The 15039-nt window shown below is 59.6% G+C and carries 14 protein-coding genes; 8 read left to right on the forward strand and 6 right to left on the reverse strand.

Translation table 11 applies throughout. From position 1 onward, the window contains the following. The first annotated feature begins 56 nt into the window (after positions 1–56). The 4 genes from ACIO0C_RS13320 to ACIO0C_RS13335 all read left to right on the forward strand — a co-directional run bounded on the left by ACIO0C_RS13320 (position 57) and on the right by ACIO0C_RS13335 (position 4945). Positions 57–944, forward strand: coding sequence for a LysR family transcriptional regulator (locus ACIO0C_RS13320; protein WP_401312542.1), 888 nt, complete (start codon positions 57–59; stop codon positions 942–944). A gap of 92 nt (positions 945–1036) precedes the next feature. Further along, entirely contained in the window at positions 1037–1876 is an 840-nt protein-coding gene (gene fdhD / locus ACIO0C_RS13325) for a formate dehydrogenase accessory sulfurtransferase FdhD (protein WP_401312545.1), read from the forward strand. Next, a complete protein-coding gene (locus ACIO0C_RS13330) occupies positions 1873–4221 on the forward strand; it encodes an FdhF/YdeP family oxidoreductase (protein ID WP_401312548.1) in 2349 nt (782 codons plus the stop codon). Before fdhD ends, ACIO0C_RS13330 begins: the two co-directional genes overlap by 4 nt. Positions 4222–4456: 235 nt before the next feature. Then, entirely contained in the window at positions 4457–4945 is a 489-nt protein-coding gene (locus ACIO0C_RS13335; protein ID WP_401312551.1) for a glycine zipper domain-containing protein, read from the forward strand. Positions 4946–5009: 64 nt separating this feature from the next. Here ACIO0C_RS13335 and ACIO0C_RS13340 read toward each other — a convergent pair whose 3' ends face one another. The 3 genes from ACIO0C_RS13340 to ACIO0C_RS13350 all read right to left on the reverse strand — a co-directional run bounded on the left by ACIO0C_RS13340 (position 5010) and on the right by ACIO0C_RS13350 (position 8850). Further along, a complete protein-coding gene (locus tag ACIO0C_RS13340; RefSeq protein WP_401312553.1) occupies positions 5010–5429 on the reverse strand; it encodes an acyl-CoA thioesterase in 420 nt (139 codons plus the stop codon). Positions 5430–5573: 144 nt separating this feature from the next. Further along, complete coding sequence (locus ACIO0C_RS13345; protein WP_401312556.1) at positions 5574–6800, reverse strand: 3-hydroxyacyl-CoA dehydrogenase NAD-binding domain-containing protein; 1227 nt, start codon at positions 6798–6800, stop codon at positions 5574–5576. Between the two features lie 121 nt (positions 6801–6921). After that, on the reverse strand, positions 6922–8850 hold the full coding sequence (locus tag ACIO0C_RS13350) for an ATP-dependent DNA helicase RecQ (protein WP_401312558.1): 1929 nt from the start codon (positions 8848–8850) through the stop codon (positions 6922–6924). Positions 8851–9235: 385 nt separating this feature from the next. Between ACIO0C_RS13350 and ACIO0C_RS13355 the strand changes: the two genes are divergently transcribed. The 4 genes from ACIO0C_RS13355 (at position 9236) to ACIO0C_RS13370 (ending at position 11721) form a co-directional block, all read left to right on the forward strand. Then, the gene (locus ACIO0C_RS13355) at positions 9236–9526 is read left to right on the forward strand and encodes a hypothetical protein (RefSeq protein ID WP_401312560.1); all 291 of its coding nucleotides are present in this window, start codon (positions 9236–9238) and stop codon (positions 9524–9526) included. A 406-nt stretch (positions 9527–9932) separates the two neighbouring features. Then, positions 9933–10232: a hypothetical protein gene (locus ACIO0C_RS13360; protein WP_401312563.1), complete on the forward strand. Its 300-nt coding sequence runs from the start codon at positions 9933–9935 to the stop codon at positions 10230–10232. 235 nt (positions 10233–10467) lie between these two features. Beyond that, positions 10468–10821: a DUF1493 family protein gene (locus ACIO0C_RS13365; RefSeq protein ID WP_401312566.1), complete on the forward strand. Its 354-nt coding sequence runs from the start codon at positions 10468–10470 to the stop codon at positions 10819–10821. Positions 10822–10866: 45 nt separating this feature from the next. Beyond that, entirely contained in the window at positions 10867–11721 is an 855-nt protein-coding gene (locus ACIO0C_RS13370) for an EamA family transporter (protein WP_401312818.1), read from the forward strand. A gap of 60 nt (positions 11722–11781) precedes the next feature. On the opposite strand, the gene ACIO0C_RS13375 is transcribed toward ACIO0C_RS13370, so the two are convergent. From ACIO0C_RS13375 to ACIO0C_RS13385, 3 genes are all read right to left on the reverse strand, one after another. Next, entirely contained in the window at positions 11782–13323 is a 1542-nt protein-coding gene (locus tag ACIO0C_RS13375) for a phosphoenolpyruvate carboxykinase (protein ID WP_401312568.1), read from the reverse strand. Positions 13324–13502: 179 nt separating this feature from the next. Beyond that, entirely contained in the window at positions 13503–14405 is a 903-nt protein-coding gene (gene hslO, locus ACIO0C_RS13380) for an Hsp33 family molecular chaperone HslO (RefSeq protein WP_401312571.1), read from the reverse strand. A 214-nt stretch (positions 14406–14619) separates the two neighbouring features. Continuing rightward, on the reverse strand, positions 14620–15024 hold the full coding sequence (locus ACIO0C_RS13385) for an RNA-binding S4 domain-containing protein (protein ID WP_401312574.1): 405 nt from the start codon (positions 15022–15024) through the stop codon (positions 14620–14622). Positions 15025–15039 lie beyond the last annotated feature (15 nt).

The raw sequence follows: 15039 nt of genomic DNA on the forward strand, positions 1-15039 counted from the left end.
CGACCAATGACGCCGCTTGCGATAGAATCGACCCCTTCCCGCACCCAGGAGCGAAGATGGACATCAAGCAGCTGAAATTCCTCATCGCTCTGGACGAAACACGCCATTTCGGCCAGGCCGCCGCACGCTGCCACATCACCCAGCCGACCCTGTCCATGCGCCTGCGCAGCCTCGAAGAAGAACTCGATCTGCCGCTGGTCAATCGCGGCCAGCGCTTCGAAGGCTTTACTGCACCTGGCGAGAGGGTGCTGGCCTGGGCGCGCACGGTTTTGGCGGCCTATGACGGCTTGTACGCCGAGGCGGCCGCCTGTCGCGGCAACCTGGTCGGCACCTTGCGCCTGGGCGTGGTGCCGCTGTCGAGCTTCGATCCCCTGCCGCTGCTGCAACGCCTGCATGCGCAACACCCGAATCTGCGTTTCGAACTATCGGCGCTGAGTTCCGAGCAGATCCTCGAACAGCTGGCGAACAATCGCCTGGACCTCGGTGTGTCCTACCTCGAACGCCTGGATGCCGAGCGCTTCGATTCCCTGGCCTTCAGTGAAACCCGCATGGGCCTGCTCTACGATCAGCGTTTCTTTACCTTCGGCGAAGCGCCGCTGAGCTGGGAATCGTTGATCGAATTGCCGCTGGGCATGCTCACCAGCGGCATGCACTTTCGCCAGTCCATCGACCACAACTTCCATAGCCGTGGCCTCAACCCGCAGCCTTTGTTGCAAACCGATGCCGTCCATCAACTGTTACAAGCTGTACACGGCGGCTTGTGCTGCGCCGTGATGCCACTGGACGGAGGCCTGGAAAAACTGACCGATCACTTGCGCCTGCAACCGATCGAAAACGCCCAGACCCTCGGCCGGCTGGGGCTGATCATGCGACGCAGCGCGCCACGCTCAGCCTTGGCGGAAGCGTGTTTCGCGATTTATCAACAATCATTGATCGGCACTTGATCGACGGCATCTATCGGTAGATCAGTAATAGCGATTAGACGTGACAAGTTGTCACGCCTAGTCTTAAAGCTGATCAATCCCTCGGTGATGCCATGAACGCCAAGCGCCCAGCCTGCGCGGCGCCTGCCCTCGAAACGCCTGCGCCCGACGCCAGTCAGACATACAGCTACTGCAACCTTGAGTACTCGGAGTCAGCCAGCACCGCGCTGGCCGAGGAAGTCGCGCTGGCGATTGCCTATAACGGCATCAGCCAGGCGGTGATGCTGGTCACGCCCACGGACCTGGAAGACTTCATCGTCGGCTTCAGCCTGGGCAGCGGCATTATCCAGGACGCCTTGGACATCTATGACCTGCAACTCAGCGGCTCGGGCTCGGCGCAATACGCGCAAGTGACGATCGCCAATCGCGCATTCTGGAACCTCAAGCAACAGCGTCGGCAACTGGCCGGCACCAGCGGTTGCGGGCTTTGCGGCGTGGAAGCGGTCGAGCAGGCATTACCCGAGCTCGAGGTATTGCCCGGCGCGCCCCTGCCACCGGCCGAATGGCTCGAGGGCCTACGCCAGCGCATCGGCGCATTCCAGCCGCTTGGCCAGCACTGCGGGGCAGTGCACGCGGCCGTGTTCATGAACGACCAAGGTCAACTGTTGCTGGGTCGCGAAGATATCGGCCGGCACAACGCCCTCGACAAATTGATCGGAGGCTTGGTCCGCCAAAACATTCCGACGGCTGGCGGGCTGGCGATTGTCACCAGTCGATGCAGCCTTGAATTGATCCAGAAAGTCTTGCGCGCCGGTATCCAGACCCTGGTCAGCCTGTCCTCGCCCACCGGGCTCGCCGTGCAATGGGCCCGTCGCCACAATCTCAATCTCATTCATCTGCCACAAAAAAATGCGCCGCGGGTCTACAGCCCAGCGTTGGAGAACCAAGCGTGAGTCAACACCGTCAAGCCGACCAGAAACCCGTCCCTCGCTACAAGCCTTACAAAGGCGCGGCCGGAGGCTGGGGCGCACTGATCAGTGTCGCCCAGGCCTGGTTGACCAGCGACAACGCGCTGAAAAACCTGCGCATGATGCTCAAGACCAACAAGAACGGCGGCTTCGACTGCCCCGGTTGCGCCTGGGGCGATTCCAAGGAAGGCGGCATGGTGATGTTCTGCGAGAACGGCGCCAAAGCGGTGAACTGGGAAGCGACCAAACGCCGCGTCGACGCCAAGTTTTTCGCCAGGCACAGCGTTACTTCGCTGCTGGAGCAAAGCGACTACTGGCTTGAGTATCAGGGTCGGCTGACCGAGCCAATGAGCTATGACGCCGAGACCGATCGCTACAAGCCGATCAGTTGGGACGCTGCCTTTGCACTGATCGCCAAACACCTGAACGGCTTGTCGAGCCCGAATCAGGCCGAGTTCTACACCTCGGGCCGGGCCAGTAACGAGGCGGCTTTTTTGTACCAGCTGTTCGTGCGCGCCTACGGCACCAACAACTTCCCCGACTGTTCGAACATGTGCCACGAGGCCAGCGGCGTGGCATTGGCACAAAGTGTCGGCGTCGGCAAAGGCACCGTGACCTTCGACGACTTCGAACACGCCGATGCGATTTTCGTCTGGGGCCAGAACCCCGGCACCAACCATCCACGGATGCTCGAACCGTTGCGTGAAGCGGTGAAACGCGGCGCCCAAGTGGTGTGCATCAACCCATTGAAAGAGCGTGGCCTGGAGCGCTTCCAGCACCCGCAACACGCGATTGAAATGCTTACCAACGGCGACAAACCGACCAACACCGCATACTTGCGCCCTGCACTGGGCGGCGACATGGCGATCATGCGTGGCATGGCGAAGTTCCTGCTGCAATGGGAGCGCGACGCCCAGAAAGCCGGCGAGCCCGCGGTGTTCGATCACGCCTTCCTCAATGAACACAGCGTCAATGTCCTGGACTACCTGGCCGCCATCGACGAAACCCCATGGCAACAGATCGTCGAGCAGTCCGGCCTGTCGCTGGTGGAAATCGAGCAAGCGGCGCGCATGTATGCCAAGGGCAAGAAGGTCATCATGTGCTGGGCCATGGGCATCACCCAGCATCGCCATTCGGTAGCGACCATCCAGGAAATCGCCAACCTGATGTTGCTGCGCGGCAACATCGGTCGGCCAGGCGCCGGCCTGTGCCCGGTGAGGGGCCACAGCAACGTGCAGGGCGACCGGACCATGGGCATCAACGAACGGCCACCCGTGGCATTCCTCGATGCCCTGGAACGTCGCTTCCAGTTCAAGGTGCCGCGCGAAAACGGCCACAACGTGGTCGAGGCCATTCATGCCATGGCTGAAGGTCGGGCCAAGGTTTTCATCGGCCTGGGCGGCAATTTCGCCCAAGCCACCCCGGACAGCCCGCGCACCTTTCAGGCCCTGCGCAACTGCGACCTGACCGTGCAGATCAGCACCAAGCTCAACCGCAGCCACCTGACCCACGGCAAAGACGCCCTGATCCTGCCGTGCCTGGGCCGCACCGACATCGACATCCAGACCGAAGGCGCGCAAGCGGTGACCGTTGAAGACTCGTTCAGCATGGTCCACGCCTCCAATGGCCAGTTACAGCCGCAGTCGAACCAGATGCGCTCGGAACCGGCGATCCTGGCGGGTATCGCCGCAGCGACCCTGGGCAGCCATCCGGTGGACTGGAACTGGCTGGTGGCCGACTATGGCCGCATCCGCGACCTGATTGCCGATACCATTCCAGGCTTCAAGGACTTCAACGAGAGGGTCAAGCACCCAGGCGGCTTCTACCTGGGCAACAGCGCCGGTGCGCGCAAGTGGAACACCGCCTCCGGCCGCGCCAATTTCCGCGCTAACGCGCTGCCCAAGGACCTGGTCCACGAACGCACTCGCGCAACCGGTGTGTTGCCCGACCTGATCATGCAATCGATGCGCTCCCACGATCAGTACAACACCACGATCTATGGCCTTGATGACCGTTATCGCGGAGTGAAGGGGCAGCGTGACGTGCTGTTCGTCAACGAAGCAGACATCATTCGCCTGGGCTTCAAGCCGGGACAGAAGGCTGACATCGTGTCGATATGGGATGACGGACTTGTGCGTCGGGTGAAAGGCTTCACATTGCTGGCGTTTGATATTCCGGCGGGGCAAGCGGCAGCGTACTATCCGGAAGTGAATCCGCTGGTGCCACTGGAAAGCACCGGGGATGGCAGCCATACGCCAACGTCGAAGTTCGTGGCGATCCGGTTGGAAGCGGCGAGTGAGACAGGGTTGATTATGGCGAAGTCTGCTTAAAGCAAAATTAAAAGATCGCAGCCTTCGGCAGCGCCTACAACACCCACAAAAAAGGCCGTTTTCTCATGAAAACGGCCTATCCGAAGTAGTAAAAGACCGGCGAAAAACCATTAAGTTCCGCCCATAAAACAGTAACTTATAGAAATGTGCTGAAGTCGTGTTACTCGTCGGATTTCGATTGTCACACCCAGTACACAGCCTCAGGATCGCGTCGTCATCCCCTTGAGGTTCCTCCATGAAGTTCTCCTCGATTCTCTTGTTGTCCCTTGGCCTGGTCAGTGGCATGGCCTCCGCTGGCGGCACCACCGAAGCAGGTGTGGGCGGCGCATTGGGCGGGGTTCTGGGCTCGGTCGTCGGCCAGTCGCTTGGCGGCAGTACAGGTTCCACCATCGGCGCGGCCCTGGGCGGCGCGGGTGGTAGCGCAGTCGGCGCAGACAAACGCAGCCGTGGCGAAGCAGCCATTGGTGGTGCGTTGGGCGCAGCAGGCGGTAACGTGGTCGGCCGCAGCATGGGCGGCACCACTGGCAGCCTGATCGGCTCCGCGGCAGGTGGCGGTGCCGGTGGCGCGCTGGGTAACTACATGGGCAACAAAGCTGATGATGACGATGATGATGATGATCACCGTCGTTCCTATCGTGACAACGACCGTCGTTACTACCGTGACGGCCACCCGGGGCGCGGTCATGCCTATGGCCACCGTAAGCATCGCCATCATCGTCACTGATACCGGCAAGGTTTAAGTGACAGATAAAAATCGCAGCCCGAGGGCTGCGATTTTTTTGCCTGCTTCAAACCAGCAGTTGCTCCATCGCACTGCGCAAACCGGCTGGAATCGCCACTGGCTGATTCGACGCCCGGTCGACAAACACATGCACAAAGCGTCCGGCGGCACACGCCTCATCTTCCCCGACCTTGAACACCGCCAGTTCATACTGCACCGAGCTGTTGCCAAGCTTCCCCACTCGCAAGCCGATCTCGATCCGATCCGGGAACGCGATGGAAGCAAAGTAATCGCAGGCCGAACTCACCACGAAACCCACCACCTCACCATCGTGGATGTCCAAGCCACCGACTTCGATCAGGTAGGTGTTCACCGCTGTGTCGAAGAAGCTGTAATAGGTGACGTTGTTGACGTGGCCGTAGGCATCGTTGTCGTGCCAGCGAGTGGTGATGGGTTGGAAGTGCGGGAATTCGGAGCGTTGGGGCATCAGCGTTGGTTCCTGAGTTTGCTCGCCATCTGAGGCGACACCGGGTTATCGTTCTTCGCGGGCAAGCCTCGCTCCTACAGATGATCGCATTTCCTGTAGGAGCGAGGCTTGCCCGCGAAGGCGCCATGTCAGGCGCCACATCACTCAGCTGTCAGCAAACCCCTTGCCCACCGCCGCCAAATCCCCAATCAATCGCGCCGGGCTCCAGTGATCACCCTGGCGAGTCTCCAGCGCCAGCAGGCGTTGATGGATATCCGCCAACCCCTGCTGGTCCGCCCAGGCCATCGGCCCGCCCTTGTCCGCCGGGAACCCGTAGCCGTTGAGGTACACCAGGTCGATGTCGTGGGCCGATCCGGCGATCCCTTCCTGAAGAATCTTCGCGCCCTCGTTGACCAGTGCCAGCAGGCAGCGCTCCAGAATCTCCTCCGGGCTAATCTCGCGGCGATGAAAGCCCAATCCCTCGCTGACTTCCAGCACCAGCGCATCCACCTGCGGGTCGTGCTCTGCCTGGCGACTGCCCGGCTCATAGTGGTAGTAACCGTCGCCGCTCTTCTGACCGAAACGGCCCTGTTCACACAGACGGTTATCCACCTGCACCTCTGGCGCATCCTGCCCCACCCCGGACAGTTGTCGAGCACGCCATTGCAGATCGACGCCAACCACATCGAACATACGGAATGGCCCCATGGCGAAGCCGAAGCCCTGCAGCGCCGCATCCACCTGATAGGGATAAGCGCCCTCCAGCAGCATCTTGCGGGCTTCCAGCACGTAAGTATTGAGCATGCGATTGCCGATGAAGCCGTCGCAATTGCCCGACACCACGCTGACCTTTCCCATACGCTTACCCAGCGCCAATGCAGCATCGATGACCGCTGGTGCGGTCTTGGCACCCCGGACGATTTCCAGCAGTTTCATGATGTGCGCCGGGCTGAAGAAGTGCAGGCCCAAGACCTGTTGTGGACGGCCAGTCACGGCGGCGATGGCGTCGATGTCCAGTGCCGAGGTGTTACTGGCCATAATGGCTTCAGGCTTGAGCAAGCCGTCCAGTTCGCGGAAAATGGCCTGCTTGAGTTCGAGGTTCTCATAGACGGCTTCGATAACCAGATCGACATTGGCAATAGCCGCATAATCGGCGGCTGCCGTGACCCGCGCGATGCGGGCGTCGGCCTCGACCTGGTCGATGCGTTCCTGCCGAACACTGTGGGCATAGGTGTCCGCCACGGTGACCAGTGCCTGTTCAAGCATCTGCGGATTGTTATCGACCCATTGCACCGCCACCCCGGCGTTGGCCAGGCACATGACGATACCTCGACCCATGGTGCCCGCGCCGATGACGGCTGCGCGCTGAATATTGAACGGTGTCTGGCTCATGATTGTTCTCTTGTTGGCGATCCGAAGACAGCCATCACCATAGTCAGCCGCCACGCCTTTTTGAAATTTATTCCTGTGATGAGCAACATTCAGCGGATGGATGCGCTCCGCCAGACGCCGATCAGAGGTGTGCCTGCGCCCACCCACGAACCTCGGCATACGGATAATCTTCCAATGCCGCAAACCCAGAAATCGTCCGTACCTTGAGCCTGGTAAACAGCGGCACACTGATTCCGCACAGAAACCGCGTCACGCGCTCGGCCGACGGCACCTCCCCAGTGTGTTGTTGATGCCTGTGGATAAAACCGCTACACAACGCATCGAAATTTTTATCCACAAGCGCCGGTAACACCGGTGGTGCAGGCAACCGCGCCACCTGCCCGTGGCAAACTGAGCAATGCCCGCACTGGCGAGGCACATTTTCGTCGCCGAAATACTCGGCCAGGCGATAGCCGAGGCAGCGATCAGTGGCAAACAGATCCAGCATGGCGTGAATCCGCGCAACCTCGGTCTGTTCATGCCGAGTGAAGCCGGCGTGCAGCTCTTCACTCAACGCGGCACTGTCGAAACCGCTTTGCAGCAGGCTGTACACCTCGGTCATCTGCTTGCTTTCAAGCTCGACCCAGCCCTTTTCCTGGAAATAGTCCAGCGCCTTGACCACCCGACTGCGCTCGGCCCGATGCTGTTCATACAGCGCATCGAAATTCACCGTGGCCCAGGTACGTGCGCGGCTGGACGTCTGGATGATCGCCGCGACGAAATCCCTGCGCTCGCCCTCGAAGCGGGCCAACAACGCCTCGGGCTCCAGCAGATACTTGAACCGGTATTCGGCGTAGTAGGCATAGCGCGGAGCGATCAAGCCACGAAGCTCCAGCTGAACCAGCAAGGTCTTGAGCGGCAGCTGTCGGATGTTGCTTTGGTCCGCCAGAGGCCCCAGCAGAAACTCCCATTGCCCCTCGGGTGCGGCGGCCTGCATCTCGTCGAGCACGTAGCGGATACCGTCCCGTTCAGGCGTGTCGCCGTAAACGAAGTTTTCCAGCACGTTGAGGCTGTCGCGATTGGCCAGCACCAGGCAGTCCGATGGCTGCCCGTCACGCCCGGCACGGCCGATTTCCTGGCTGTAGTTTTCGATGGATTTGGGCAGGTCGAAATGCACCACGTTACGGATGTCGCTCTTGTCGATGCCCATGCCGAAGGCGATGGTGGCAACGATGCAATTGGACTGCCCGCCCATGAAACGCTTCTGGATGCCTTCGCGCTGCTCGTGGGGCAAACCGGCGTGATAAGCCTCGGCCTGAATGCCATTGCGCTGCAGATGCTCGGCAATGTGCTCGGCGGTTTTCTGCAGGGTGACGTAGACAATGCTCGGCTGGCCGGGTCGCTGACTCATCCATTCCACCAGGCGTCGACGCTTGTTCTGGCCTCGAACCGGCTCCACCCACAGATTGAGGTTTGGCCGATAGAAACCGGTGGTCACCACGTCGTCAGGTTCGATGGCGAACTTCGCCTGCATGTCGACGATCACTTTCGGGGTGGCGGTGGCGGTCAGCAATAACGCCTGGGGGATGTTGAACTGACGCTGATAGTCTGGAAGCTTGAGGTAGTCCGGGCGAAAGTTATGCCCCCATTCCGAAATGCAATGCGCCTCGTCCACCACCAGCAGCGAGATGGGCACCTGCTGCAGGAAATTACGAAAACGCTCGTTCTTCAGGCGCTCCACGGAAACCATCAGGATTTTCAGTTCGCCGGACTTGGCCCGGGCCATGACATCGCTGGCGTCATCGCGGCTCTGGGCCGAATCGATACTGCCCGCGGCAATGCCGTGTCGCTCCAGGAACGCCAACTGATCCTGCATCAACGCAAGCAATGGCGAGACCACCAGCGTCAGGTGCGGTAACAATACGGCGGACAGCTGATAACAAAGGGACTTGCCGGAACCGGTGGGGAAAATAGCTGCCGCCGAGCGCCCCGCCAGCACCGCGCTGACCACCGCTTCCTGTCCGGGCCGAAACTGTGGATAACCGAAAACCTGTTCCAGGGTGTTGTGCATAAGCTGTCACTCCGTTGACTGCTGCGATGAGCAAAGCCTAGCCGGCGATCGCAGCGAGTCGAGAAAAGGTCGGGGGCAAAAACGATACGGGATGATACAGCGTGTTGATGTCGATAAATCCTACAGCTTCTGATGCCCTGCCTACCGAGACTTGCCAAACAACACCTGACAATCCCGTAGGCCTTTTTACCTCTAACCGTTTCGCGCACAAAAATCAGCGTCAACGCGTAGTCCGGTCCTCAAAAAGCGATAAATACCCTACAAAACCTGTCCATCAAAGCCGTCTTGTCGCCTGGCCACGCACCCTTCTATAGTTTTCGGCGCGGCTGAAAAAGTGTCTCGGCCTGCCGGACACACTTGCCGATTTCGCACAGGAACCACCTCGATGAACAACGCCGATCCGCTGAGCGACCGCTATCACCGCCTCAAGTCCAGTAACAGCGAAACCCCAGTGCTGGTGATCGACACCGAGGCCGACCCCCTGGAAATCCTCGACGCCGCCCGCCAACGCATCCGCGCCGCCAGCGGCCTGCTGGAAACCTTGTACTGCCTGTGCTTCAAACAGGCCGACACCAGCGACATCCCCAACATCGTCAACGCGCTGTACCTGCTGACCCAGGATGGCAACGACCTACTCGATATCGCCCGGCAACGGTTGACGAAACTCACCAGCTGAAGAACACCACAATCCCGTGTAGGAGCGAGCCTGATTGCGATGAACGATAACGCGCGCACTGTGGACAAGTCCGTCAGCAATGCCCTATCAAAGCTTCGGCACGGTCCTACAAAAGAAGAGCCCTTGTCTCATATCGCTGCTGGGTGACTGACATCTATAGTCCGGATTGTCGCTGCCAAATCAGCGGCTCGGGTTTGGTCACCCGAATTAGATCTACGCACACACCCGTTGTATGCTGCCGACGCTTTTTAGTGTCAGCACACTTTATGGCGGCTGTGTTTGGGACTTCTTCGGACGTACCGGGTAAGCGTGTGATCTCACCGGTTGACCAACCTGAACACAGCCGCCTCCCATCGCTTGGTCACGATGACGGTGGCTTCTTCTGACACTTTAGAGATTGCACATCATGAACAAATGGAACCCGTTCACCAACGAACGCTACCTCCCGCTTCACACCAACCTCACCGACACCATACCGCTAGTCATCGATACAGAAGCCAACCCCCAAGACATCCTCGACGCCGCCCTCCAGCGCATTAGAGCTTCCAGCGAGCTCCTCCAAACCCTGCACTGCCAAAGCTTCCATGACGGCGACATCGAAGACATCCCCCACATCACCCACGCTCTCTACCTGCTGACCCAGGACGGCTGCGACCTGCTCAAAGTCGCCCAGCAACGCATGCTCAACTGGAAAGCACCGATCTAACGTTTACTTCAGATCGCTCCCACGCACTGCGCAGGAGCGATCAAGTAGCAATATTTGCTCCGATGGGAAACAAAGTCATCGAACGCTGGAGATAGCCATGAGCAGATTTTTTGATGAGCTAATGGAAAGCGTACAACTGATGAACGGGATTCTGCGGGATGAACGTCGGTACCCATCCTTCCCCTCTAGTCCAACGACCAATAAAATCTGTCCAAGCCCACCCGGACACCTCGTAATGAACCTCGCCCCCAACCTCCCCGACGACCCCACCCTCTACCTGCTCATCCAGCTACTACACGAAGAACTCGGCCTCCCCGAACGCAAAACCATCAGCCTCAACACCTCGATCAATTTCGACCTGAACTGCAACGGTGTCGATGCACAACATTTGATCGAAACCCTGGAAGAGCACTTCGCCATCGATTTCGTGGATTACGACAGTTATCGCTATTTCCACCCTGAAGGCTACGATGTATTTCTCAAACGCAAAGCCAAGGGTCGCGGCGTCAAGGAACCATTGACCATCGGCATGCTCTACCGAGCAATCAAGGCTCAACGCTGGGACACCCGGGAGCTCGAAGGCCTGTAGCGCGTCCGCGGCGCATAACAATAAGGAAATTGCGTGGACGTATTGATGGGCTTGTTGGCCGCCTTGCTGTGGGGTGGTACGGATTTTCTGGTGGGTTTGAACGCCCGTGCGGTTGGCGTCAAGCGTGCCGTGTATTTCGGTCAGGCGCTGGGCTTTACCATCATGAGCCTGCTGTTGATCGCCTCCCCGGTGTTCATTCTCAAATCCATGGCCGCACCGCTTGATGTCTGGTTGATCGGTGTCGCTGCCGCTGTGCTGACCGTGTCTGGTGCGCTGGCCTTGTCCAAGGCCTTCGCCCTGGGTAAAGCCTCCATTGTGGCGCCGCTGGTGACCTCCTACGGCGTAGTGACCACATTGTTGTCCTGGGCTGGCGGTGAGCAGATCAGCCTGCTGCAGTTGCTGTGCATCGCGCTCTGCGTCATAGGCGTGGTCCTCTCCAGCATTCATTCCGACCCAAAGGTGCCACACACTACACAGGCAAGCAGCTCCATTGCCTATGCGCTGCTGGCGGCGGTGTTCTACGGCACCAGTTTCTGGTTGCAAGGTCGCTTCGTGCTGCCTGTGCTGGGGCCGGTGACGATGCTCTGGCTCGCATATCTTGTCGGGCTGATCGTGCTGGTGGGCATCGTGCTCAGGATCGACGACGGCCTGAAACTCCCGCCGCTAAAAAATTGCCTGACACTGACCGGTGCCAGCCTGATGAATCTCGGCGGCTTTTCATCCTTTGCCTGGGGTGCGGTGGCGGGATCGGTTTCGGTGGTGACGGTGATCAGTACATTGTCAGGCGGGATTGCGGCGATTCTGGGGTATGTGTTTTTCAAGGAGCGCCTAGGTAAGGTGCAGGTGGCAGGGGTTGTGTTGGTGTTGGTCGGGGCGTTTGTCCTGCATCTGAAAACCTGAAGCGCCGCGCACAAAAAAGCCGCCTCGAAGGGCGGCTTTTTCATGGCTTCAAACCAACACTTACAGCTTTGGACCCGCCGCCTTGATCGCGTCGCTCACTTCGAACTTCTTGAAGTTCTCGATGAACAGGCCGGCCAGTGCTTTGGCGGCTTCGTCGTAGGCGGCTTTGTCGGCCCAGGTGTTGCGTGGGTTCAGCAGGCCAGTCTCAACGCCCGGTACGGCCAGTGGCACGTCGAGGTTGATGGTGTCCAGGTGCTCGGTTGCGGTACCGATCAGCGCGCCGCTCTGGATCGCTGCGATCACCGCGCGGGTGGTCGGGATGTTGAAGCGTTTGCCGACGCCGTAGCCACCGCCGGTCCAGCCGGTGTTGACCAGGTAAACCTTGGAGCCGAAGCCACGGATGCGCTTGATCAGCAGCTCTGCGTATTCGCCAGCCGGACGCGGGAAGAACGGTGCGCCGAAGCAGGTGGAGAAGGTCGACTTGATGCCGCTGCCCGAACCCATTTCGGTCGAGCCCACCAAAGCGGTGTAGCCGGACAGGAAGTGGTAGGCCGCTTGTTCTTCGTTGAGGATCGACACTGGCGGCAGTACGCCGGTCAGGTCGCAGGTCAGGAAGATCACAGCGTTCGGCTCGCCACCGAGGTTCTTCTCGGAACGCTTGGCAACGTGCTCCAGCGGGTAGGCGGCGCGGCTGTTCTGGGTCAGGCTGACATCGGCGTAATCGGCGTGCTTGGCGTCGTCGATAACGACGTTTTCCAGGACCGCGCCGTGCTTGATGGCTTTCCAGATGACCGGCTCGTTCTTCTCGGACAGGTCGATGCACTTGGCATAGCAACCGCCTTCGATGTTGAACACGACGCCCTCGCCCCAGCCGTGTTCGTCGTCACCGATCAGGTAACGGCTTTCGTCGGCGGACAGGGTGGTCTTGCCAGTGCCGGACAGACCGAAGAACAGGGTCACGTCGCCTTCTTCGCCGATGTTGGCAGCGCAGTGCATTGGCAGTACGTCGGCAGCCGGCAGCAGGAAGTTCTGCACCGAGAACATGGCTTTCTTCATTTCGCCGGCGTAACGCATGCCCGCGATCAACACTTTCTTCTGCGCGAAGTTGATGATCACGCAACCGTCGGAGTTGGTGCCGTCGCGCTCTGGAACACACTCGAAGTTGGCAACGTTGAGTACTTGCCATTCGTCACGGCCAGCCGGGTTGTACTGGGCCGGGTTGATGAACAGGCAACGGCCGAACAGGTTCTGCCAGGCAGTCTGGGTGGTCATCTTCACGGCCAGGTAGTGCTCGGAAGCGGCACCTACATGCACGTGGGAAACGAAGTGCTCTTGCGCGTTATTGAACGCCTCGACGCGGTCCCACAGGGCATCGAACTTGTCGGCCGGGAACTTGCGGTTGATCGGGCCCCAGGCGATGGCGCCTGTGGTGGTCGGCTCATCAACGATGAAACGATCGACTGGCGAACGGCCGGTACGGTGACCGGTACGAACAACCAGTGCGCCGGTATCGGCAAGCTCGCCTTCACCGCGGTTGAGGGCTTCTTTAACCAGATCATCAACACTCAGATCGGTGTACACGGCGTTATTGGCTTGCGTCATGAGGTTCCCCGTCGGCCAGTGGCCGAGTGCTCCAAACGTTTTGTAGTAGAAAGTCGTGCACTACTACCGCGAAAAAAGTGGGCCGGATTATGCCAGAAAAGCCCAAAAAGAGTAGGGCCCTCCCGTCGTAACGGCGCTATTGCGGTACTTTCCAGTGAATTTACCTGCGCTGAACCGTTTTAGTGCCGGGTATCTGACGGCGTCTCGACACCCGCTCCGGCGAACAATTGGGTGACATCGGCGGCGTCGAACAGGTACTGCTGATTACAGAACTGGCAATCGATCTCGATGTTACCACCGTGTTCGAGTACCAGATTTTGCGCATCTTCCATACCCAGACTGACCAGCGCATTGGCTGAACGTTCACGCGAGCAGCTGCAACGGAAGCGCAGTCTCTGCACATCGAACAGACGAACCTGTTCTTCGTGATAGAGACGATGGAGCACGGTTTCGTTGTCCAGGCCCAGCAGCTCATCAGCCGTCAGGGTGGTAGCCAGCGCAGTGAGGTGTTGCCAGCTGGCGGCGCGTTCTTCTTCGTCTTTCAGGCGATCGGCGGGCAACTGCTGCAGCAACAGGCCACGGGCACGGCGACCGTCGGCGCAGAGTTTGATGCGGGTACCGATCTGCTGAGACATGACGAAGTAATTGGTGAAGCAATCGGACAAGGTTTCGCCGTCCAGATCGACGACACCCTGGTAGCGCTGGCCCTGCTTGGGGTCGATAGTCAATGTCAGCGAGCCATCGGGCATCAGGTCGGCCAGGGTGGCATCGGGGGCGATCCGGTCAGCCTCGTAACGGGCCAGGCCACGGATGTCGCGCTCGCTGGAGCACTCGATCATCAGCAACGGAATAGGGCCTTCGGAGCGGGCCTGGAGGATCAGCAGGCCATCGAACTTCAAGGTGCCGACCAGCAACGCCGCAGCCGCCATCAGTTCGCCGAGCAGTTGCGCAACCGGCTCCGGATAGGCGTGTTTGGCCAGGACTTCAGCGTAGCTGAGTTCCAGCGAAACCATCTCGCCACGGGTGTCGCTGTCATCGAAGATGAAGCGTTGGGTGAAGTCGTTATCCGGTAAGTCGGTCATATGTCTGGTATCTGAATTGGTGACAAAAAGTGGTTACAGAACGAGGTTACGCCTTGGCTATAGCGTATGGCTGCCGGGTTGCGGCCTGAAGACCGGTGGCTGTGCGCGCTTTACGACGAATGGCACATGCACGGCAGACTAATTACCTCATATGGCTACGCACAGGCGCAATTGCAAGTCCTGGCCTGATTGGCGCGATCGGTGGCCCGGCCAATTATTCGTTGCTGCTGCCACGAAACTTGAACAGATCCCGCCGCTGTTTCTTGCTCGGTTTGCCATCGGTGCTCACGCCCAAGGCACCGGCCTTGCGCTCGGCCGCGGCATTTTCGCGCTTGGCGATGCTGGCTTCGGTTTCGGCATACAGCATCTGTGCTTCGGGAGCGCCACGGCGCACGATCGACAGCGCCTGGACCACCACCGTGCGCTCCTCGAAACCGGTGCGAATCACGAATTCATCGCCAATGCGCGGCTCCTTTCCGGGTTTGCAGCGTTCACCCCGGCAGTGAACCTTGCCGCTTTCGATCGCCGCCTTGGCCAAGGCACGGGTTTTGTAGAAACGCGCCGCCCACAACCATTTATCCAGCCGGACTTTGTCATCCTCGTCGTTTTTTTGTGCCATGGGATTTCCTCGTTC

The organism is Pseudomonas sp. NPDC087336, assembly GCF_044744285.1.
Classification (GTDB): Bacteria; Pseudomonadota; Gammaproteobacteria; order Pseudomonadales; family Pseudomonadaceae; genus Aquipseudomonas.

Coding starts and splice junctions, on each gene's coding strand:
- ACIO0C_RS13320 (WP_401312542.1), top strand. CDS start 57: ATGGACATCAAGCAGCTGAAATTCCTCATCGCTCTGGACGAAACACGC.
- fdhD (WP_401312545.1), top strand. CDS start 1,037: ATGAACGCCAAGCGCCCAGCCTGCGCGGCGCCTGCCCTCGAAACGCCT.
- ACIO0C_RS13335 (WP_401312551.1), top strand. CDS start 4,457: ATGAAGTTCTCCTCGATTCTCTTGTTGTCCCTTGGCCTGGTCAGTGGC.
- ACIO0C_RS13340 (WP_401312553.1), bottom strand. CDS start 5,429: ATGCCCCAACGCTCCGAATTCCCGCACTTCCAACCCATCACCACTCGC.
- ACIO0C_RS13345 (WP_401312556.1), bottom strand. CDS start 6,800: ATGAGCCAGACACCGTTCAATATTCAGCGCGCAGCCGTCATCGGCGCG.
- ACIO0C_RS13350 (WP_401312558.1), bottom strand. CDS start 8,850: ATGCACAACACCCTGGAACAGGTTTTCGGTTATCCACAGTTTCGGCCC.
- ACIO0C_RS13355 (WP_401312560.1), top strand. CDS start 9,236: ATGAACAACGCCGATCCGCTGAGCGACCGCTATCACCGCCTCAAGTCC.
- ACIO0C_RS13360 (WP_401312563.1), top strand. CDS start 9,933: ATGAACAAATGGAACCCGTTCACCAACGAACGCTACCTCCCGCTTCAC.
- ACIO0C_RS13365 (WP_401312566.1), top strand. CDS start 10,468: ATGAACCTCGCCCCCAACCTCCCCGACGACCCCACCCTCTACCTGCTC.
- ACIO0C_RS13370 (WP_401312818.1), top strand. CDS start 10,867: ATGGGCTTGTTGGCCGCCTTGCTGTGGGGTGGTACGGATTTTCTGGTG.
- ACIO0C_RS13375 (WP_401312568.1), bottom strand. CDS start 13,323: ATGACGCAAGCCAATAACGCCGTGTACACCGATCTGAGTGTTGATGAT.
- hslO (WP_401312571.1), bottom strand. CDS start 14,405: ATGACCGACTTACCGGATAACGACTTCACCCAACGCTTCATCTTCGAT.
- ACIO0C_RS13385 (WP_401312574.1), bottom strand. CDS start 15,024: ATGGCACAAAAAAACGACGAGGATGACAAAGTCCGGCTGGATAAATGG.